19 protein-coding genes are annotated in these 20866 nt (G+C 48.9%); 8 read left to right on the top strand and 11 right to left on the bottom strand.

What is annotated here, in order from left to right; translation table 11 throughout:
- Window positions 1-30: 30 nt before the first annotated feature.
- Both MH144_RS26570 and MH144_RS26565 read right to left on the bottom strand, forming a co-directional pair.
- Entirely contained in the window at window positions 31-867 is an 837-nt protein-coding gene (locus MH144_RS26570) for an ABC transporter substrate-binding protein (protein ID WP_239305274.1), read from the bottom strand.
- Between the two features lie 39 nt (window positions 868-906).
- Window positions 907-1635 carry an amino acid ABC transporter ATP-binding protein gene (locus MH144_RS26565; protein ID WP_239305273.1) on the bottom strand — a complete coding sequence of 243 codons (729 nt, stop codon included), beginning with the start codon at window positions 1633-1635 and terminating at the stop codon, window positions 907-909.
- Window positions 1636-2095: 460 nt separating this feature from the next.
- Here MH144_RS26565 and MH144_RS26560 point away from each other — a divergent pair, with 460 nt between their 5' ends.
- Window positions 2096-3709, top strand: a complete 1614-nt coding sequence (locus MH144_RS26560; protein WP_239305272.1) for a glycoside hydrolase family 28 protein — start codon at window positions 2096-2098, stop codon at window positions 3707-3709.
- A 168-nt stretch (window positions 3710-3877) separates the two neighbouring features.
- On the opposite strand, the gene MH144_RS26555 is transcribed toward MH144_RS26560, so the two are convergent.
- On the bottom strand, window positions 3878-4729 hold the full coding sequence (locus MH144_RS26555; protein WP_239305271.1) for a helix-turn-helix transcriptional regulator: 852 nt from the start codon (window positions 4727-4729) through the stop codon (window positions 3878-3880).
- 212 nt (window positions 4730-4941) lie between these two features.
- Between MH144_RS26555 and MH144_RS26550 the strand changes: the two genes are divergently transcribed.
- Window positions 4942-5400, top strand: coding sequence for a cupin domain-containing protein (locus MH144_RS26550; RefSeq protein ID WP_095361613.1), 459 nt, complete (start codon window positions 4942-4944; stop codon window positions 5398-5400).
- A 111-nt stretch (window positions 5401-5511) separates the two neighbouring features.
- On the opposite strand, the gene MH144_RS26545 is transcribed toward MH144_RS26550, so the two are convergent.
- Window positions 5512-6339: an aldo/keto reductase gene (locus tag MH144_RS26545; protein WP_275440316.1), complete on the bottom strand. Its 828-nt coding sequence runs from the start codon at window positions 6337-6339 to the stop codon at window positions 5512-5514.
- A 357-nt stretch (window positions 6340-6696) separates the two neighbouring features.
- Here MH144_RS26545 and MH144_RS26540 point away from each other — a divergent pair, with 357 nt between their 5' ends.
- The 4 genes from MH144_RS26540 to MH144_RS26525 all read left to right on the top strand — a co-directional run bounded on the left by MH144_RS26540 (window position 6697) and on the right by MH144_RS26525 (window position 10261).
- Complete coding sequence (locus MH144_RS26540) at window positions 6697-7953, top strand: DUF445 domain-containing protein (RefSeq protein ID WP_239305270.1); 1257 nt, start codon at window positions 6697-6699, stop codon at window positions 7951-7953.
- Between the two features lie 346 nt (window positions 7954-8299).
- Window positions 8300-8581 carry a hypothetical protein gene (locus MH144_RS26535; protein ID WP_239305269.1) on the top strand — a complete coding sequence of 94 codons (282 nt, stop codon included), beginning with the start codon at window positions 8300-8302 and terminating at the stop codon, window positions 8579-8581.
- 16 nt (window positions 8582-8597) lie between these two features.
- Complete coding sequence (locus MH144_RS26530) at window positions 8598-9932, top strand: Tle-like phospholipase domain-containing protein (RefSeq protein ID WP_239305268.1); 1335 nt, start codon at window positions 8598-8600, stop codon at window positions 9930-9932.
- Window positions 9933-9988: 56 nt separating this feature from the next.
- Window positions 9989-10261: a hypothetical protein gene (locus tag MH144_RS26525; RefSeq protein ID WP_095291629.1), complete on the top strand. Its 273-nt coding sequence runs from the start codon at window positions 9989-9991 to the stop codon at window positions 10259-10261.
- Between the two features lie 102 nt (window positions 10262-10363).
- Here the strand turns inward: MH144_RS26525 and MH144_RS26520 are convergent, their stop codons facing one another.
- From MH144_RS26520 to MH144_RS26505, 4 genes are all read right to left on the bottom strand, one after another.
- Window positions 10364-11146 (bottom strand): YcnI family copper-binding membrane protein, encoded by a 783-nt coding sequence (locus MH144_RS26520; protein ID WP_239305267.1) that lies wholly within the window; start codon window positions 11144-11146, stop codon window positions 10364-10366.
- A gap of 29 nt (window positions 11147-11175) precedes the next feature.
- Window positions 11176-12870, bottom strand: coding sequence for a copper resistance CopC/CopD family protein (locus MH144_RS26515; RefSeq protein WP_239305266.1), 1695 nt, complete (start codon window positions 12868-12870; stop codon window positions 11176-11178).
- 179 nt (window positions 12871-13049) lie between these two features.
- Window positions 13050-13706 carry a response regulator gene (locus MH144_RS26510; protein WP_239305265.1) on the bottom strand — a complete coding sequence of 219 codons (657 nt, stop codon included), beginning with the start codon at window positions 13704-13706 and terminating at the stop codon, window positions 13050-13052.
- Window position 13707: 1 nt separating this feature from the next.
- Window positions 13708-14538, bottom strand: a complete 831-nt coding sequence (locus tag MH144_RS26505; protein WP_239305264.1) for a sensor histidine kinase — start codon at window positions 14536-14538, stop codon at window positions 13708-13710.
- Between the two features lie 288 nt (window positions 14539-14826).
- Between MH144_RS26505 and MH144_RS26500 the strand changes: the two genes are divergently transcribed.
- Window positions 14827-14994 carry a hypothetical protein gene (locus MH144_RS26500; RefSeq protein WP_167301679.1) on the top strand — a complete coding sequence of 56 codons (168 nt, stop codon included), beginning with the start codon at window positions 14827-14829 and terminating at the stop codon, window positions 14992-14994.
- A gap of 142 nt (window positions 14995-15136) precedes the next feature.
- Here the strand turns inward: MH144_RS26500 and MH144_RS26495 are convergent, their stop codons facing one another.
- The 3 genes from MH144_RS26495 to MH144_RS26485 all read right to left on the bottom strand — a co-directional run bounded on the left by MH144_RS26495 (window position 15137) and on the right by MH144_RS26485 (window position 19523).
- Window positions 15137-16969, bottom strand: coding sequence for a bifunctional diguanylate cyclase/phosphohydrolase (locus MH144_RS26495; protein ID WP_239305263.1), 1833 nt, complete (start codon window positions 16967-16969; stop codon window positions 15137-15139).
- Window positions 16970-17220: 251 nt separating this feature from the next.
- Complete coding sequence (locus MH144_RS26490; RefSeq protein ID WP_181429686.1) at window positions 17221-17853, bottom strand: DUF5317 domain-containing protein; 633 nt, start codon at window positions 17851-17853, stop codon at window positions 17221-17223.
- A gap of 239 nt (window positions 17854-18092) precedes the next feature.
- A complete protein-coding gene (locus MH144_RS26485) occupies window positions 18093-19523 on the bottom strand; it encodes a hypothetical protein (protein ID WP_239305262.1) in 1431 nt (476 codons plus the stop codon).
- Between the two features lie 277 nt (window positions 19524-19800).
- Here MH144_RS26485 and MH144_RS26480 point away from each other — a divergent pair, with 277 nt between their 5' ends.
- Window positions 19801-20832 (top strand): BMP family lipoprotein, encoded by a 1032-nt coding sequence (locus MH144_RS26480; RefSeq protein ID WP_239305261.1) that lies wholly within the window; start codon window positions 19801-19803, stop codon window positions 20830-20832.
- Window positions 20833-20866 lie beyond the last annotated feature (34 nt).

Here is a 20866-nt window from a genome sequence, read left to right as displayed (position 1 = left end):
AAACCGCCGCTCGCTCATCGTTAATCGAGGTTACTCGGGCTTGCTGCCAAGCCATTTTTCATGTAACGTATCGTATTCACCACTATCTTTCATGCTCTTGAGCAGGCTGTTTACTTCTTCAACGAAAGCAGAGTCGCCTTTGCGGATGGCCATTCCATATGGCTCGCTTGTGAAGTTGCCACCAACCAGTTTGTAGTTGTTGTCCGTTTGCTGCATACCGATCAGGATGATATTGTCCGTCGTCAGTGCCTCACCTTTGCCTGCTTTGAGCGCAGTGAAAGCATCCTGATAGTTGTCGAATTCCAACACTTCGGCATCCGGAGCTTTTTCACGAATATTTTGCGCAGAGGTTGAACCTTTAACAGCAAGCACCTTCACGCCTCCAAGGCTCTCCAGTCCAGTGATGGCACTATCATTTTTTACAAGAAGGGACTGTCCTGCCTCAAAATAAACGTCACTAAAATCCACCTGCTCCTTCCGCTCGTCTGTGATCGTCATGGTAGCAATGATGATATCGATGTCACCGTTCTGGAGCATGGGAATCCGGGTTTTGGATGTGACCTCTTTCAGCTCGACCTTGGTCTCGTCTCCAAGGATTTGTTTGGCAAGTGCCTTGGCGATATCGATATCGAATCCTTCGACCTCTCCGCTTGCCGGGTCTTTCAAGCCAAAGAGTTTCGTATCGTATTTGACCCCGGCAATCAGTTTGCCGCGCTCCTTAATCTGTTCAATGGTTCCTTTGGCTGCAGCATCCTCACCACCACCAGCGCTGCCGTTGGTAGCTTCCTCTCCCGTACTACAGCCGGCCAATGCCAGCGAGAGAACCAAAACAAGGACGAATGACGGCCACTTCAGCAAATTCTTCATGAATAAAGACCCCTTTCAAAATGGAATATTTTATTATTCTCAATGATGAATTAGACGACTTAGGAACTGCTGTGCCCGCTCTTCCCGCGGGTTATCGAAAAATTCTGTGGCAGAAGCCTCTTCCACGATTCGGCCTTCATCCATGAAGATGACGCGGTCTGCCACTTCACGGGCGAATCCCATCTCATGGGTAACGACAACCATGGTCATGCCGTTATGTGCGAGAGAGCGCATGACATCCAGTACTTCCCCGATCATTTCGGGATCGAGCGCAGAGGTAGGTTCGTCAAAGAGCATGATTTTGGGCTCCATGGCGAGCCCCCGCGCGATGGCCACCCGCTGCTGTTGTCCACCGGACAACTGGGAGGGATAGCTGTCTGCCTTGTCGGCAATGCCGACACGGGTTAAATATTTCATTGCCGTAGCAGCTGCCTCTGCTTTGGGTTGTTTGCGTACCTTTACTGGGGCAAGTGTAATGTTATCGATGACTTTTTTGTGAGGATAGAGATTGAAGTGTTGAAATACCATACCAATGTCACGGCGGAAGAGGTTGATGTCCACTTTTTTCTGATGTAAAGGGACACCGCTGACAATGAGTTCGCCTTCTGTAATAGTCTCCAGACGGTTGATGCAGCGGAGCAGTGTACTTTTGCCGGAGCCGGAAGGGCCAATAATGACAACGACCTCTCCTTCTTCAATGTGGAGATGAATATCTTTGAGGACATGAAAATGACCAAAGTGCTTCTGCACAGCCCTAAATTCAATCAAGAGTAACCCATCCTTTCTGCAACGTTAGTTTGGAAAAGGAATAATAAGGAATAAATTGAAACTAGTTATTTAATCATACATAGTCATCCTTCTTCTGGCAATTGGTTTGTGATAAAACATGACATAAGTATGGGGTTGGATAGGGCTGTAGCCAGTATGTGTGTTATATACTTGTTAAGTTGGTAACTTGTTTGTGACGAATCCTGACAGAAAAATGAATCGAATCTCCTAGAATTTTTACAACCTTTGGAATAGATGTATAGAGTATACTGATGTTGATACCTATCATATGTCCAGGGTAACGGAACAAATAACCTCAAATTCTAACGCTACAAGGCAAAAAAGCACAACCTTGGTCCAGATCCCGTTGATATGATGGGTGATAATACTCATTCCTGAAAGTTATGCGATATCGATCACAGTCCAATCCCAATACAGAGAAGAGAGGATGTTCTGAACGATGAATACATACTACTCCCCTTTAAGCACAGGAGAAGGTATCCAAGCTAATATGAAAGCCTATGAGGTTGCTCTACCTGACATTCCTGCTCGGGATTTCCGCATCACGGACTACGGAGCCAAAGGAGACGGAGTAACGGACAACACAGAGGTGTTCAGGCTTGCTATAGCAGCATGTGCTGAAGCGGGTGGCGGACGAATCGTTATTCCCGCAGGAGTCTGGCTGACAGGTCCGATTGTGCTTCGCAGCCGCATTGAGCTGCATACAGAGGCCGGAGCATTGGTTACGTTCAGTCGCGAATTTGATCATTATCCACTGATTGCTTCGAGCTTCGAGGGGTGGCAGGTGGTGAGATGTCAATCTCCAATTGACGGAGAATTGTTAGAGGATATCGCGATTACAGGTGAGGGAATATGGGATGGTAGCGGAGAAGCATGGCGTCCAGTCAAACGGTCCAAAATGACCGCTTCACAATGGAGTCGACTCGTTGCTTCCGGTGGGGTTGTGGAGCATTCGGGTGAAAATGAAGAGATCTGGTGGCCTTCGGCCTCGGCCCTCGAAGGAGGCGCCATTGCCAACCGGCTTCATATGGAGCAGGAGCGCGAACTGTCGGCTTATGAGGGAGCTAGAGACTTTTTACGTCCGAACATGGTCAGTTTGCGTCGTTGCAAGCGGGTGCTGCTGGATGGTCCAACGTTTCAAAACTCACCGGCATGGAACCTGCATCCGTGGGCATCGGAGCATGTTACCATACGTAACGTGAGTGTACGAAACCCGTGGTTTTCTCAGAATGGCGATGGACTGGACATTGAATCATGCCGTCATGTTGTCGTGGAGCACAGTGTGTTCGATGTGGGGGATGATGCCATCTGCCTGAAATCCGGCAAGGACGCCGAAGGCCGAGAGCTCGGTTTGCCATCTGAATATATTACTATTCGGGACTGCACCGTATATCATGGCCATGGCGGATTCGTTATTGGCAGTGAGATGTCGGGTGGTGTACGGCATGTAAGGGTATCGGATTGCACGTTTATTGGGACGGATATTGGACTAAGGTTCAAAAGCGCCCGCGGGCGCGGTGGAGTCGTTGAAGATATTGAAATACAGCGCATCTATATGAAAGATATCATCATGGAAGCCATCTCGTTTTCCTTTTTCTATGCGAATATGGAGGGATCAGCCCGCGGCAGCGATCTGTTTCAGGAAATTAGTGAAGAGACCCCGGTGTTCCGGGATATTCGAATATCAGATGTTGTCTGTGCAGGTGCGGAGATGGCTTTATTCGTAAGTGGGCTGCCCGAGATGCCTCTGGAAGGTGTAGTGATTGAAGGATATGACGTCACTGCTCGGAACGGTATACAGTGTGCTCATGCGAAGCACTTGAGAATTGCCAATCTGAGAGCCCGGATTTCCGAAGGATCATTAATCCATTTGCACCAGTGCAAGGGAGCTGAAATAGAGGGCATACAGGGGAAGGGAGCTGACGGCCGGCTTCTGATTGTAACAGGACACGAGTCTGCCGGAATTGTATGCCGGGAGGACGATGCAGATGAGGACGGACGCCAGATTTCTATGGGCCCTGAGGTAAGAAGCGGTGTGCTCATCCGCAGATAAGAGTCCTTGATAAGAATGAATAGCAAGTCGTTCGCTAATTCAAGTTCAGCCGCAGCGGTGTAGCGTGTGTCTCCGTGTACCATCCTGTTTTCTGGTATAGGGACACACATTCATCCGGGTGGGGCTACCCACTCGGCTTCTATCTTCAACTTCTCAAGATTCCCCGTGCTAGCTATGCTCTTTTCGATAGCGCAAAGGGGTGGTTCCGGTCACCTGTTTGAATGTTTTGTTGAAATGAGCCGTGTGCTCAAACCCGACCTTCTCCGCGATCAACTGCACCCGTTCCTGGGTGGACAATAGGCGCCGCTGCGCTTCCCTCACCCGCACGACCCGTAAATATTCACTGAAGCGAAAACCGGTAAACCGACTGAACATCCGGCTCAGATAGGACGGACTGATATAGAAACGGGCTGCTGCATCCTCAAGGGTAAGCGGTTCGTTGTAATGTCTGTTCACGTAAGCGGCAATCTCGCCGATTTTATCCTGCATGGGGTGAATCGGGCCTGGTGACATCAGGCGGCTCTTCTCTTCTACCCGGTAGATATGGATCAGAAGCTGAGCGAGCAGGCTTCTTACAACCATCTCATAGTGAGGGCGACGCTCCTTGCATTCTCGCAGCATCTGCCACAGCATGCGTTCCATCTCTTGCTGCTCTGATTCGGGGAAGTGAAGCAGCCTTGATCGTTCGAAAGGGAGCAGACCGCACACACCGAGTTCCATCCCGGTGGCAAACGAAGGAGAGAAACCGATAAGAATTCGTTCGAATCCAGGCCTGTTTCCTCTGGACGTTGTATGCACATCATGCGGATTAATGAGGATCAAATCACCTTTGCTGGCGGTCAGGAGCTGGCCGTTCATGGAATACACCCGTTCTCCTTCAAGCAGGTAATACAGCTCGTAAAATGGATGAGCGTGAGGCTGCGGCATGGCATTGCCTTCATGTCTGCGCATGTATTCAATGGTGAATGAATTTTCCCCAATGCGATATTTGGGTCCGATTCGATCCTCAATCATACTCATGATCAGGCTCCCTTCTACTTCGTCTGATTTACGTTTATATCCATATCATAACGGAAAATCCAGTTTGTTGTAAACGCTATCAAAAGTTTCGTTCAAATTGGATGGACGGGTTCTAAGGGTGACAAACGAACAGCGATGTTTTACAGTAGGGAGAGTGAGGCCAAACTCTGGAAGAGGGTCTCCAATATGATTTGGAAGGAAGGAAACAGGTTATGACGACACATGAATTATCGCCTCTGGTTGCTGCGCTGGATATGCAGCCCCACGTTGAAGGCGGTTGGTATAAGGAAGTATGGAAGGCTTCTTATCAAATCCCGCAATCCGTTCTACCGGAAGCTTATTCGGGTCCAAGATTCTCTGCAAGCTCAACGTACTTCCTGCTGCACCCGCATGAAATTTCCGAGTGGCACACCGTTTTGTCCGATGAGCTGTGGTTGTGGCACAGCGGAAGTCCGATTGAATTGAAACTGGGCGGCAAAGGGGAAAATCCTGAAAATGAGGAAGTGCTCGTGCTCGGCATGGATCTTGCTGCAGGGCAATCGCCGCAGGTACTTGTTCCAGCCGGGGTATGGCAAACGGCACGTCCGCTTGGAGACGAACCTGTGCTCGTAACGTGTGTGGTTGCGCCAGGTTTCCACTACGATGATTTTAAGCTGGTTTCCAAAGGCTGATCGGTTAAAACGATTGAACGGCAAAATCCCGATTCGGATGCAGAAGCATTCGAATCGGGATTTTTTTGGTTTTTCTATATTTCATGAAGTTTGTCGTCTAAATGACTGAGTTTAAAAGTTAAAGTTATCCGGATCGGAACCGAAGCGTTTGTTTTCGTTCAGTCCATTAATCTGTTCAACTTCTTCCGCAGTCAGTTCAAAATCATATAGATCAGCATTGTCTCGAATACGCTGTGGTGTAACGGATTTTGGTATGGTCACGATGCCGTTTTGAAGATCCCAGCGCAAAATGACCTGTGCAGGCGATTTGCCGTACTTTGCTGCAATATCCTGAAGAAGCGGGTGCTCCAGCAGATTCCCTTGGCCGAGTGGAGACCAGGCCTCAATCTGAATCTGGTGTCTACTGCAGTAGTCCCGAAGCTCTGATTGGATCAGCAACGGGTGAAGCTCGACCTGGTTCACAGCAGGTTTAATGGTGGCATCCATCATTAGATCCTCCAGATGGTGAATCTGGAAGTTGCTTACGCCTATGGCGCGGATGCGTCCTTCCCGGTGCAGTTTCTCCAGGGCTCTCCATGTATCCTTGTACTTGCCCTTGACTGGCCAATGAATCAAATAGAGATCCAGATATTCGAGTTCGAGTCGTTCCATGCTGGCTTCGAAGGCGGCTAATGTCGATTCATAACCTTGGTCACTGTTCCATACTTTGGTGGTAATGAACAGATCCTCGCGGGCAACTCCGGATTCACGAATACCTTGGGCTACACCGGTCTCGTTGTTGTAGGCTTTGGCTGTATCGATGCTGCGATAACCTGCCTGAATGGCCGTTTTGACAGCTTCAACCACTTCTTCTCCATCTTTCACTTTGAATACGCCAAAACCCAGCCAAGGCATTTTGACTCCGTTATAGAGTGTCGTTGTGTCCTGCACGTTTTTCATGATCCGAATTTCCTCCCCTGTTCCTTCAATTATCCCACTATGTAATTACCCTGCTGCCAGGCGACCAATCGTATATGATGGGCCATCTATCCTGATTATACTAAATGCTTTTGGGGAATGGAAAAAGAGAGGCAGGAATTTTACGGAAAATGAATCTCTTTTACTCTTTTTTGGCAGCTGGAGGTTTGGTTTTGGTGCTTGCGGGTGATAAGATGAAGTATACGCGATGTGGAAGCAAAAATAATGAAAAGTGCTGATTAACGGCTTTGGCATACTCACATTCGAAAAAGAACGGAATATGCACGGATGGGTACAATGGAGGACAGACGTGTGATTAATGATAAAGGAGCAAGAATGATGGCTAAACCTAAACAAACCAAAAAGGCAGCAGCCTGGTCACTCGTTGTAATGGGGGCAGGCTTTGCCGCCTCATTGCCGTTTCAGGGCAGTGTTGTAGGCAAGCTGCTGGTGGGTTCATTTGAAGCGGGATTGGTAGGGGGACTTGCCGACTGGTTCGCTGTAACGGCATTGTTCCGTCACCCGCTTGGCATTCCGATTCCGCATACGGCATTGCTGCCGAAGAACCGGGATAAGATGACGGAGGGCCTCGTTTCTGCGGTGGAGAACAATCTGCTCAACAAAGACAGCATTACCGAGAAAATTGCCGGTTTCAAGGCAGCGGAAACGGTACTCGACATCATGTCACGGGAACTTCATAATGATGGCGTCAAATCGATGATCGATACGCTGTGCAAACGTATTCTGGCTGGGTTGCCGCTGGAGCAGATTGCACCGCTGGTTGCGAGCGAGATCAAATCACAGGCCGGGGCTTTCGATCTTGGGCCGATCCTGGAACGGGCATCCGTTCAATTGAGTGAACGCGGATATGACACGAAGGCACTGGACTACGGGTTGAAACAGGCGGAAGAGTGGCTGGTGAAGCCGGAGACCATCATGTTTCTGGGTGAGAGCGGCATGAAAGCGATTAGTGGAATTCAAATGAATGGCCTTATGCAATTTGCCATGAATGCCTTCCTTGGCTATATGAATGAGGAGAAGCTTGGCAGCATCCTGCAGGGGTATTTGTTTGACCAGGTAGAGGATATGAAGCGTGAGGGAAGTGCCCTCCGGTATAAGGTGCTAGGTCTGGTTCGAACCCAAGCGGTGCGTCTTGCCTTGAACGAAAGTGTACGTGGCGGATTGAACGGCTGGAAAGACAGCCTGCTGGACAGCTGGAACGCGGAAGAAACCGTGCTGAACAAGCTTACCGAACTGAGGGAAAGAGCACTCGCCGCCATGGAAGATGGAAAGTATGTGGAGACGTATGCGCTCCCTGCCATTGAGCGGGTATTGTCCGATCTGCGTTCAGACAGCGCATTGCTGGATGGCATGAATGCCAAGATTGTCGAAGGTGTGACAACACTGCTGGAGAAAAACCATTCCAAGATCGGTAATCTGGTCCGTGAAAATGTTGATAAAATGGATAATGCCTCATTAATCTCATTGATTGAGGACAAGGTAGGCCAGGATCTTCAATGGATTCGGATTAACGGCGCCGTGACCGGATTCGTTATCGGTATTGCACTGACTGCCCTAAGGATGGTATTGGAATAAGATTATAGGCATAGTAAGTCGGAGGGCTGCCCTAATATGGGCGGCTCTCTTTTGCGTGTCTGCGCAAATGCCCCGAATTTGTTGCAAAATTCAGGGAATTGGGTAATGTAACCCGAATCCTTTGCTGGAACCATTTAGGAAGAAAGTTATATAAAAACGATGCCGTGAGCCGATGTGGGCATGTTGATTTTGTACTATGATGCAGTTAACAAATGAATAGGGCGGATTCTAAAATGCTGCTTAAAATGTTGACCGAGGGGGGATTGGTATTCAACGTACAGGAGGGCTTAAAGGCTTCATTGCACTCATCATCATGGTTACTTTAATTTTGGGAGGCTGCAGCAATATGAAAGAAAGCGAGAAACAAGCATTGTACCAGGAGGCGGAGTCCAGTGTAGTTCAGTATTTCAAGCAGAAATATGAACTGGATGTCGTGATTACTAGCAAGGAACTGTTACCTGAAATGGCGGTTTCCCAGATTGGTCTGAAAGGGCATGTGAAGGACCATGAGGATCAAAGTTTTGGCATATCATACAATTACAAAAAGAAAACGACCAAGAATCTGGTTATTAGCCCGGAGATTGAGGAAGCCATACAAGCGAAAGGGTACGACCCGTACGCCAAATAAACAGGAGGTGTAGTTGTTGAGCAAACCGCCGAATATTGATGACGAGACATATAAAACATTATCCGATCTGGCCTACCAGGATCAAAAAACGGGTGATAAATTAACCGAGCTTCCTGGATGGGAGGTGCTTGAAGGGACGGAAAGCAACAGATTGTCCGGTTTTGATGCCGTCACATTCTACAACCCGGAGACCAAGCAGGCAGTCATTTCATACCGCGGTACGGAGGGGAGTGCCTCTCTCGACAGATCTGTTCCCGATTTTGTTATGGATGGACGCATTGGTGGCGGAGAATTAATCCGCAAAGGCCAGCAGGAGACCAGCAAATTTGTTGATAGTCTTACACCGGAATGGCTCGACAAAGGTGTGGAGAACGTCAAGGACTTCACCGGGGTATCCAAAGTGGAAGATTGGGCCGGGGACAGAGTACGAGATGTGGAGAACTGGGCTGGCGATCGGGTAAAGGATATTGAGAAAACCGTGTCCCCAACAGGCTGGGCTAACCAGATGTATCAGGCCGAGAATTACGCGAACCATATGCAGGATAAGCATAGGGATCTGAATTTCTCGATGACAGGACATTCCCTTGGTGGGGGAAATGCACAGTATGCATCCGCGTACACAGGCATACCAGCAGTGACATTTAGTGCCCCATCCGTTATGGGTAACTTGACCCCGGAGGTACGCCGTCAGGCGGAAGCGGGTAAATTCGATGGCCAGATTACGAACTATGCGCATCCTGGCGATCTGGTAGCGAGCGGTACGCTTGGCGGATATGATCGGCATGTCGGAACAACCTACTATATCAATTCTGATTACGCGACAGCGAACGACGGTGTCGGCATTATAGACAAAGCGAAGAACTCTTTTGGCGGCGAAAACTATCACAGCCTTGATCAATATAACTTCAAGAATGGCTTTATTTCCAATGAACTGTACGATCCGATTACCGGAGAGAGAATTGGTTATTCACCTCGTCTGATGGACTACTTGACTGGCTACAGCAAAAACATGGGGCCACGCCTATCGAAAACAGGTGTAGGCGGGGGAGCTGCAGGAGCTGCTTCCGGTCTGATTCAGGTAACGCCGGAAGAACTGAAGAGCGTCGCTTCCCGCTGGAAGCAGAATGCACAGCAGTGCAACGCTGAGCTCAATCAGGTGCGCAGCCGTATGGCTCAATATCTGCATACCAGCCGCAGCCGTAGACTGGAGCCTATTGTAACCCAGCTTGATGCGTCCATTAACGAATTAAGTACATGGCATATGAAGCATACGAGCCAATTCCTCGACTTCATTGATCAGAAGGCAGATGCCTTCCGCCAGGCTGATGAGAGTCCGGTGCATTTTAATTAAACACCGGGGCTGCCAGCAGATCGATAATGATATGTACATAAGGGGAGGGGATAGGCATGAGCGGACAATTGCTGGTGGAACTGAATGACCTTCGAATTGCGGAGAAGGAGCTTACACGGCTGCTGGCCCGCCTGCAGGCAGATGAGCAGGAAGCAAGAGCCCTATATGCACGGCTGAATGACTGGAAGGGTCAGTCGGCTGACTACACCAGGCAGCAGATTGAAGGATTCTTCGCAGGGCTGTCCAGTCGAATCCATTCAATTGAACAGCAGAAGCGGAGCTTGCTGCAATATATTGAGATCATGATTCAGACGGATCAGGAACGTTAATCGTAAACGCTGAAAACGAAGTATGGGTAATCTGATCTAACAAGAAAGAGCCTTGGCATATCTGCCAGGGCTCTTTTGTTACGTTTAACTTAAAGACGCGTGTTATCTCTTTTTGCGGCGTGTTGCGAGTGCAATGCCCAGGAAGGACATAATCAGTGCCAAAATCGATACGATCAGTGTTGCCTGCTGCAGCTTCAATGTACCCGGATCTGAATCCGTATTATTTGGCTCACCTGTAACGGTGTCGGTTAGTGCATCGCCGAGCGTGGTATCATCGTCAGCCTTGGTATCGTCTGCGGCATTATTATCTCCAGCGCCTGCTTCGTCATCGCTTGCATTGCCAGCTGTACCTGCGCTGTCATGGCCACCTACTTCGGATTGATTGCCTGCAGCTGCAGGATCTTCACTAATAGCCGTAATACTGTGAGGTGTGCTGTCACTAGGTTGTCCTGTCCACTCTACGATGCTGCCATCGCTATAGTATTGGAACGCATCCCAGGCTACTTCAGTTGCTGCATCCGGATTCTGTGCGACAAAGTTGAACTGTTGGAATTGTCCGGCGAGGATCCCCTCATTATCTCCATCCACTTCCCAGGTAATCGATGTTACTTCGTTTGAACTGTTTTTCTCCGTGGTGATTTTCCATCCAGCCAGTGGCTGATATTGCTTGAATGCTACACCTTCCGGAACCTTCATCGTAATCTTGGTTGTTGGCAGATCCTTCTCGGAAGGGATCTTGATCGTGTACGTCTGCCATGCTCCGGTCTGTGCAGCCGCTGGGCTGACAGTGACGTGAGCACTCGCGAAGCCGGCGAACAGCATGAGCGCTGCAGCACCCGCCGCTATAGTGGATGTAAGTTTGGAAGTCCAGGATGTTCTTTTCAAAATAAATTACCCCTCTCTTTTCTAAAAAATTATGGATTCGCTGTGTCAATCTCGAACTCGGTATCCAGTGAATCGAGTGATCGAGTGAGCAGGTGAACCTTGATGCTCCATCGTCCAGGCATGGAGATGTATTCTTCCGCCTGATATACGCCGGTATCGTTTTTTGGAATGGTGATTTCATAGATGCCCATGTCCATATCCAAGTGAGTCAGCGTTAAGGTGATCTGTTCCAGATCATTTACTACGCTGCCGTCAGATGCTTTTACGCCCACCTCGAACTGATTCTCACCTGTAACATTGGGGCTGACCTGGAGCGTGATCGCTGAGCCATCGTCTGTGGTTTGCACTTCCTTGAATGGACCAGCAGCTTCAGGTTGTCCGGGGGACAGATGGGTGAGTACAGCAGCCAGAGCCAGTACAACGGCACCTGTAGCTAGTTCTGCCTTAAGACTACCTGCCAGCCGGTTATCCTTGCCCTGTCTGGCCGTTCGGGAATGACGCCATGCGAATGCAATCATCACCAGGAGCAAAACGATCTTTGCGAGCAGCACATAACCATAAGTGGTAGTGAACAGGGATGTCAGTACAGGTTCGGGTAAAATGATTAAACTGCTGTAGATCCCTGTAGCAACCAGAGCGGCTACAGCACCAATGCCCCAAGCTGCAAACCGGCGGATAGCTCCCCAATATACCTCTCCTCGTACCTTCGGAGGAAGCTTGTCAGCCAGTGGAGGCAGGCAAACTGCCATGGCCGTCAGGGCACCAATCCAGAATGCTGCTGCAATCAGGTGCACATAGTCCATGGTTATGGCAAGTGTACGCTGCTCGGCTGCGGCAGGATGGCCTGTCATAGCATGCGTGAGCAGCCAACCAAGCACAAGTATCAGTGAACCGTAAGATGACCAGATGCGGACCTTCAATGAGCGATCCCGGTCATACCCTGACAGGATTGTGACTGCAAGCAGCATCAGAATGAGCATCTGTGCCATCCAAATGAGGCCAAACGACGTCAGCTTCATGGCACTGCCCATCAGTGCCCAACTGAATTCATGGATAGCCACCCCTGACTCGTAAATGGTGTTCAGCGGCAAACTGATGATTGCGGCAACAGAAGCTGCGGCATAGCTGATCCACAACAGCTTATAGCTGCCTGGCACTTCCATGGGCTCTCTCGCCATGGATGACGGAGCGATCCGAAAGAGCAGGAAGGCGAGTGTGCCCAGAATGACAGACAAGGCAAGATATTGAATCCAATCAGTCAGGGACAGTATCCATTTGATCGGACCGCCTGTTTGACCAGTGCCCGATGTCAGATCTGCCAGACCCGCAGGGGCACCTGACGGTTCCCCGATATGGAATACATAGGCTCCCTGAATCGGATGGCCATCGGCTGACACGGCTTTCCAGCTGACGGCATATGTACCGTTGCCAAGCCCGCTGCGCAGCCCCGTTTCAAGCACGTGAGGACGCTCGGCGTCTATCTGTACGTTGCCGTCATCCGCTTGTGTACCGTCAGGTGCGGTAATTTTAATATCATAGAAGGCCGTTTGCAGCGATTCATTGAATTCCAGTGTCAAGCGCTCTGGAGCAGTGGCTACCAGCTCGTTCTCCCCTGGCGAGGCCTGAACAATATAAGCATGGGCTGAAGCCCATTGCGGCATAACCAGACAACACATGAGCAGCAGGGAAACCATCACGGCCCAGTGGCGTTTATCCCATCTCATCGTAAAACGTCCTAAACTCAAAAAAACATCACCCTCAGGTTATAGAATTGTAGTTATTCTTCGGATGCCGATAACAATCTATACCATTATAACTTTGTCCAAAATAACGGCGTATGACTACATCGGGCTATAAAAAAACGATTATATTCCAAGAATTGTGACAAAAGCATGAATGCTTGTTACTTGCGCAGTTTTCGTCCGGCAAGGCCGCTTTCAAGTGCGTAGCGGGTCAGTTGAACACGGTTTTCGAGCTGCAGCTTCTGCAAAATATTTTTGAGATGATTCTTCACCGTTTGATCGGAAATGCCAAGCTGGTCTGCTATTTCGCGATTTGTATAACCGGCGGATACCCATTGCAAAATCTCGAGTTCCCGTGTGGTAAGCGGGTTATCCGGCACATCTTCACTTCGGGGCGCAGGGAACTCCTGCAAAATCCGGTACGCCAGTTCCTTGCTGAGCGGTGCATCGTCCGAGACGATCGCGCGCAAATATTCCAGCCAGGTGGAGGGGGCCAGGTTTTTGAGCAAATATCCCTGGGCGCCCTGTTTCAGTGCTTCGAATAGATACGTTACATCGTCGGAGACCGTCACCATAACGATGATCACGTAGGGGTAGCGGAGCTTGATCAGCCGGGTGGCCTCGAGCCCATCCATATCGGGCATCTGCACGTCCATCAGAATAAGATCTGGCATCCACTGTTCGGTCAGTTCCAGTGCTTCCTGTCCATTTGATGCCGTACCAATGACTTCAAATAGACTGTCTTCCGATAAAATACTGCATATCGCTTCGCGTGCATGGGCGTGGTCATCCGCAATCAGTACACGTACATGTTCCATATTAAGTATCCCCCTTACCTATCGTCATTCGTGTTAAGCCAGGTTTGGAATCCAGGGAAAAGGACCAGCCCATCTGAATGGCACGTTCCTTCGTAATCCGCAGTCCATATCGGTCCTTAAGGTGCAGTGGATCGCCGCTAACACCTACGCCGTTATCCTGAATGCGAACAGACCAGGAAAGTGGGTTGCCCTCCGCTTCCACTTGAACATGAGAGGCCTGAGCGTGTTTGCGTACGTTAATCAGAGCTTCCCGAATGCAGGCGAGGAGCTCGACTTGTTCTTTGGGCGTAAAGAAATGACTGTCCAGTTCCCAATGTACCTGGGCTCCCGGTATCGTTTCCTGTGTTAGGGATTCCACCTGTCCCTGAAGAGAAACTCCTGTAGGCATGGCAGTATGGCCGGGTACATATCGCAGCTGGGCGATGGCTTGCCGGACATAAGCGTTTACTTCGTGCACGGTCTTGCGGATTTCCTGAATTTCATGTTCGTGTCCGGTGCCGGCCATACCACGCTCAGCTTTATCTGTTTTGACAGACAAGAGAAAGAGGGATTGGGCAATCCCGTCATGAAGTTCGCGGGCCAGCTGGTCCCTTGCCTCAAGGGCTGCCTTGGAGGCACGTTCCTGTTCCAGCGCCGCCCTTGCACCTTCCAGCATCTTGAACAGACGGCTCAGCAGCGTTACGCTGATAAGGTATACGATAACGGGAGTGAGCCAATTCCCCGCATCCATGGAGAGATAGGGCATTAAAAATTGATGACGTATGTATTCCCAGAGGCCAACGGTTATTGTGGGAATCAGCAGGATCATCCACTTGATTTGTTTGTAGGACATGCATCCAGAACTCCTTTAATATCGACTCTTTGTACGAATCTATGCCCCATTATAACCCAACCTGTCCCTGGCACCTAGTCTGTTGGTCTCGGAGGATGTGTAGGTGTATACGGGAGTATATAGAAGGATATCTAAGAACGACATGTCGTGACAGAATGTCACGGAGTGTGAGGCTGGATGTATACGGGAGAGGGGAGCTGTGCCTGTTTTCCCTGAGGTGGAAGGTTCTTTATACTTATATAGAACGTGAATTCATGACAAACCATGTTAAGGAGTGAACGCAACAACATGAATCAAGAGGTATTGGAACGTCGTAGTGAGTTACTCAAGAAGAATATTCATCAGATGCTTCTTCAAGACAATCAGCACGGAATCAGTCGCCAGGATAACATGTTTTTGCAGCAGATGATCAAAGAGCTGCATCAAACTTCACATGAACTGAACACCACCCGTTAATTGGAATTGGTTCGTTAAGAACTGTCCTGAATTCCAAGATTGACCCAGTGATGAAAATGAAAATGGCGCTATCCCCAATGGACCGGGGGTAGCGCTTTGGCATTTTATAGGGATTTTGTGGACAGCCGTACGTTAGTGTGCGTTAGGATAACAGCTGCTGTGCTGTCTTTTTCTGAATGTAACGGATGAAAAGCTCCGCCAGCTCAGGGTCGAATTGGGAGCCCGCACACGCCCGCAGTTCGTTGATCGCTTCATCCACCGTTTTGGTTTTCTGATACGGCCGTTCGGTGGTCATCGCGTCGAATGAATCAATGACAGTCAGCATTCGGCACAAGCGGGGAATTTCACGGTCTCTCAAACCGTAGGGATATCCTTTGCCGTCAAACCGCTCATGATGCAATTCAATATACGGGATCAGATCGTTGAAACGTTCGTTAGTCATCACCATTTTTTTGCCCCAGGTGACATGTCCCTTAATCGTTTCCCATTCCTCTGCAGTAAGCTTTTCCTTTTTGTTCAGAATGGACCATGGAATCTCCAGTTTACCGATATCATGAATCAGCGCACCCAGGACAAACCGCCGTTTCTCCGCATTGTCTAGTTCCAGCAGCTCGCTGAGATCCAGGGCGTATTTATATACTCTTTTGGAGTGTTTGAAAGTGTCGATATCCTTGTACCTGAACAGGTTCAGCTGCTGCTCGATATCCCGTACATCCTGTACCAGGTCAATCTCATGTTCCATGCCGTCATTGCTGCCATGACGGTGGACATTGTTTTTGCCCTGTTTTTTGGCATAATAGAGCGCCTTGTCAGCTTGGTCCACAAGCTGTGATTTATTGTACATGTCTACCTGGTATCGTGCGACGCCGGCGGAGAAGGAGAGACAACCGTGCGGAAACACCTCGACTCCTTCAAAAGGAGTATCGTTCAGCTGCTTGCGCAATTTGTTCATAAAAGTATAAGCCTCGTCCAGCTCCATGCCTGGCATGAGCAGCGTGAATTCTTCCCCGCCGTAACGAAAAGCAGTGACTTGGGTGCCCTCCGTCTTGCGGTTTAGAAAATCTCCTAGCAGAGCAAGCAGACTGTCACCCTGCAGGTGACCGAATCGGTCATTATACTTTTTGAAGTCATCAATATCAATAAGTCCCAATGAGAGCGGGGTTCCTGCCGCACGGGCAGCCGCCAGTTCATTTTCCAGCATGTTTTCGAAGTGGCTGTGGTTAAAGAGCCCGGTTCGTTGATCGGTATTCGCTTTTTCTTCAATGTTCTGGTACATCAGGAACAGCTGTTTGAACGCGTGGGATAACAGAATGCTAAGACTCAGATAGAGCAGCAAGCCCAGAATGCCGTTATGGATGACCAGTATGGTCAGCACCAGCGCCAGGATCAACGTACATAGATAGACGAGTAGCGACTCAGTCACGAACGCACGTTTCATCTGCTGCAGAGCGTCCTTGGTGGAGAAATGAAAGAATAAGCCCAGCGTGAGCGTATTAATGATGAAGTACGCGGCAAGTGCAGCAAAATAAGGAAGCAGATTATACCCATCCAGCGCTCCTGGTACACCGCCAGTCCATGTAAATACGGAAGCCGCTCCCGCAATCATAAGGCTGTAAATGCTGAAATTAACGATGTGTTTCCACCAGGCGAGCTGGCGATCCTTGATTAATAAAATGAGGGAGACGGGCAGGAGCACAGACAGGCTGAACGCACCGCCGAACATGAAGATACAGGCAAGATACACGGAAGAGTCCATGGATTGCTGATTGCCCTTGGGTGGGATCTGAAAGGTGAAATAATCCAGAATCAGCGCGGCACCCAGCATCGTATAGACCATAACCCATTCCCCAGTGGAGAGGTGCAGATAAGACAACTTGTTCATATACAGAAAAATACCGATGCCTGCACAACTCAACAAAACAACATACATGCTGCTTCGGTCTGCTTTATGGATAAGATTACGAATAAAGTTCATACAAATTCTCCTGCTTGGTTTAGTCGGCTCTTGATGTATAGCTATCGGTTCGTACTATATAGATGTATAACATAACAAGTTACCTGGTAAAAATCCAGAAAGAAAAAACAGGCCGCTGGCAGCCTGTTTGTCTTGGTTGGCGAGTATGTACTAGCCGCCCAGCTTGTATCCCGAAGTCAACGCGACAACGACAGAAGCTACGATGATTGCATTGATTACGATGCGGGAATATTTAACGCCTTCGAATTTTTTCATGGAAAAGACCTCCCTTCCTTGGAGTCTGTCCTAATCTCTTCAGGCCGGATGGATGTCGCTGGCGTTGCAGCCTTGCCAGAACGATTCACCATCATGTACTGGATAAACAGGAATATACCAATGTTCATGACCACATCACCGATGCTGATCACCTGGGTCCGTGGATAAGGACTGGAGAGCGGGATGATATCACCCAGGAAGGAAAGGTGGGTAGATGCATCCATCATATAATGTTTCGATACCGCGCCACCTTCACGAAGCATATCCACATAGTAAGGTCCGAGTACAGCGGAAGCCTCCACCGAGACGGGCATGCGACCACCATTCACCGCCATAACGATGAAATTGAGGAACACGCCAATCCAGATCAGCGTAAATCCCCGGTGATGACGGTTCAGCCACAGAAATGCAAGTCCTGTGACGTACACCGCCGCAAAGAGGTACCCATTGATAGATGCGACCCAATCCAGTCTTTCCTGTAAGAAAAAGATAAGGAATTGGGCAAGCAGCAACAGTGGGAATATCCACCCGCCGCGAAGTTGAAGTGTTGCAAATTGGTGGAGACCATACCGGTACCCTCCCCGGAACAGTCCAACGATCAAACCGAGCAGAATGCCGTCATATACCATGATTAACTCCTGTCATTCAGATATGTGTGATTGCGGTTTCTTTTTGTGTACATATGTTATTCGACCTTTTACTGGTAAATCCTGCAAAGGGAAAATGAATTTGAAGAAGAATTTTGCAAAAAAATAAATGAAAAGCCGTCTTTACGGACCCATGGATTCAATCCATCGCACGGTTCGTGAAAAACGGCTGTTTATGTGACAAATTACGAGATTAATTCTAAACGATAACGCTTATTTGGTTATTCCGATTCCCCGTTCAGATAATTGAAGAAAGGCTGATCTACCCAGAAGTTGTAGCTGGTAATGTCCGCATCTGGAGCAAGCTTCCGGAAGCCTTCCTGAATCCCTTTGGCATTCTCCTTTAATGAGAAGGATTGAGCGTAGTAATTGCCAAGTGCAATTTTGTTGTTGCTAATGACCGGGTAGTCCTGAACAGCTGTCGGTGAATAATACAGTGGTTGCCACCAGGAAGCATAAATGAGGGCAGAGGTATCATCGCTGTTCTTTTTGGCGTATTTCAGAATAATGTCATTGAAACGGGCCTTGTCTGCCGTGCTGTTGAATTCGAATTGAATGTCATATTCCTTGGCATATGCGATATAATTACCATTTTCAATCTGGGTCACCTTGTAATCCGGCGTTTCCTTGGGCTCGCCCCATTCCTTCAAATAGATGAAGGCAGAGGTTTTCGGCTGGAATTGCACATCGGCATCAATGCCCTCGCTGCGAAGCAGGCCAATCAGCTGCACGGCGTGTTTGATATCGTCATGTCCATAAGTCAACGTCAGTTCATCGATAAAATTGGAGTCGAAGCGGCTATCCTTCAGATTGTATCCTGTAACGAGGTTGTCTCGAAGTGCCTGATCCACAATCTCTCTTAATTCGGGTGCTTCAATCAGATCCGCAGTGCGATACGCGGCATACAGTTTGGAATAGATGTCGGCATCGCCAGAGCGTCCGATCTCGTGCTTGTATTTTCCCTGACTGGTCAATACCCGGCCAAGCAAGATGTTGGCAAAATCAGTACTCGCCGCTCCGCCCTTACGCAGAGCAGGATAGAGGCTTTCTGGAACCAGACCGGTATCGATGGCAGCGGCGAGCTCCTGAGCCGCCTGACCCTGAACGCGATTCGGGCTGATGCCAAGCTGGGTGAGCGCTTGCTTTGTTTTCTCTTCTGGATATGTATACGCAAGTTCCTTGAATCCAGCTGCCTTGACGGCAATGAATACCGCAGCATAAGTGCTAAGGGTGTCGTCGGCACGAATTTCTGTACCAGACAGGATACCATTATTATGTAGGGTGATGGCTGCATCATAAGATGAATCTCCCGAGCTCAGATCGGTAAAAGCAGGAGCCTGGGTCTGACTGTCGCTGGCTTCTTCCGTAGAGTCTGCTGCTTGATTCACTCCAATAATAGATGCTATGGCCTGGATGAAGTCACCCTTGGTCAGCTGCTGTGGCAACTGGATGCCATACTTGGCCTGCAGGAACTGAGCATAATCGGCTGCACTCTCCGTATACACGGATGGAGTTTCTTTTGCAGTTTGCGATGCGGATGGTGCGACAGGCGAAGCAGATGCAGCGGAAACCGTAGCAGGCAAGCTGAGGCTGCCGATCGTGACTGGCGCGGCGAGCAGGGCCGCCAGTGTGAGCTTGGTGATTTTTTTCATATGAATAGCCTCCTTAAGATATGGTTGGAAAATGAAGCAGTTTGCGCTATAATTCTGACAAAACCGATGTGAATTTAATAATTGGATTGACTTTAGCACGGAGAAGCCACACATGTCAACGGAAAAAAGCCATCCTGGAGCGCTTTCCAAAGTATCTAAGTAGGTGATGAATAATTATATTTAATTTGAATGTTTATGCACAAAGATTTATTGACAAGGATCGACAGTATCCGCTAGGATTATTAAAAAAAGAATGTGGAAAAGGGGAATCTTCAAAATGAAAAGAGGCTTATCGTTCGTCTTATCGATCATCATGTTGGCAGTTTTGCTCGCGGCTTGTGGAACTTCGGCTTCCAAAGACGAACAATCGGCCCAAGGTGGCGACAGTGAGAAATCACTGCGCATGGCACTCGTACTTCCTGAAAAAATCGGGGTAAACCCGTTCTTTGTACAAATGGATGAAGGTTTCAAAAAAGCAGGCGAAGAGTTTAAAGTGGATACCAAAACGATTGAATCCACAGACCCGGCAGCTTTCGAGCAAAATCTGCGTGCTGCGGTTGCGGAGAACTATGATCTGATTATTACGGCGACATTCCAGGCAGAGGATGCACTGAAAAAGGTGGCTGCCGAGAATCCGGACAAGTCGTTTGCCATTGTGGATACAACGGTTGATCTGCCAAACGTACGTAGCGTTGGTTTCCGTGAATACGAAGGAGCGTATCTGCTTGGTGCGGCTGCCGGACTATCCACCAAAACGGATAAAGTCGGCATGATCGCAGCCATGGACGTTCCATTGATCAAGAAATATACCGAAGGTTTCAAAGCGGGTCTCGAATCCGTTAACCCGGATGCAGAATTCCTGGTGAACTACGTTGGTGGATTCAATGACCCTGCCAAGGCAAAAGAACTGGCATTGGTACAATTCGGTAAAGGCGCTGACTTCATTGCTGGTGCTTCTGCAGTAGGTGACCTTGGCGTATTCGAAGCAGCGAAGGAAAAAGGCTTCTATACTTCAGGTCAGGATACCGATCGCACGGTTGAAGATCCGGAGCACATCGTATTGTCCCAATTGAAATCTACAGATACAGTTGCTTATGAGACAGTGAAAGATTTCGTAGAAGGAAACTTCAAAGCAGGTGCTGTAAACTATGGTCTGAAAGAGGACGGTGTTGGTCTGACTTTCGTTACACGTGATAGCGAATCCGCACTGAGTGATTTTGTTGGACAAGAAGTTATCGACAAGGTAAAAGCAATTAATGAAGATATCGTATCCGGCAAAATCGTTGTGAAAGATCCATTGCAACAATAGTTTTAATTGTTTGATGGAATGGTATTGATCAGCC

Source organism: Paenibacillus sp. ACRRY (genome assembly GCF_022346995.1).
GTDB lineage: Bacteria > Bacillota > Bacilli > Paenibacillales > Paenibacillaceae > Paenibacillus.
This window is presented reverse-complemented; position numbering and strand designations above follow the sequence as displayed.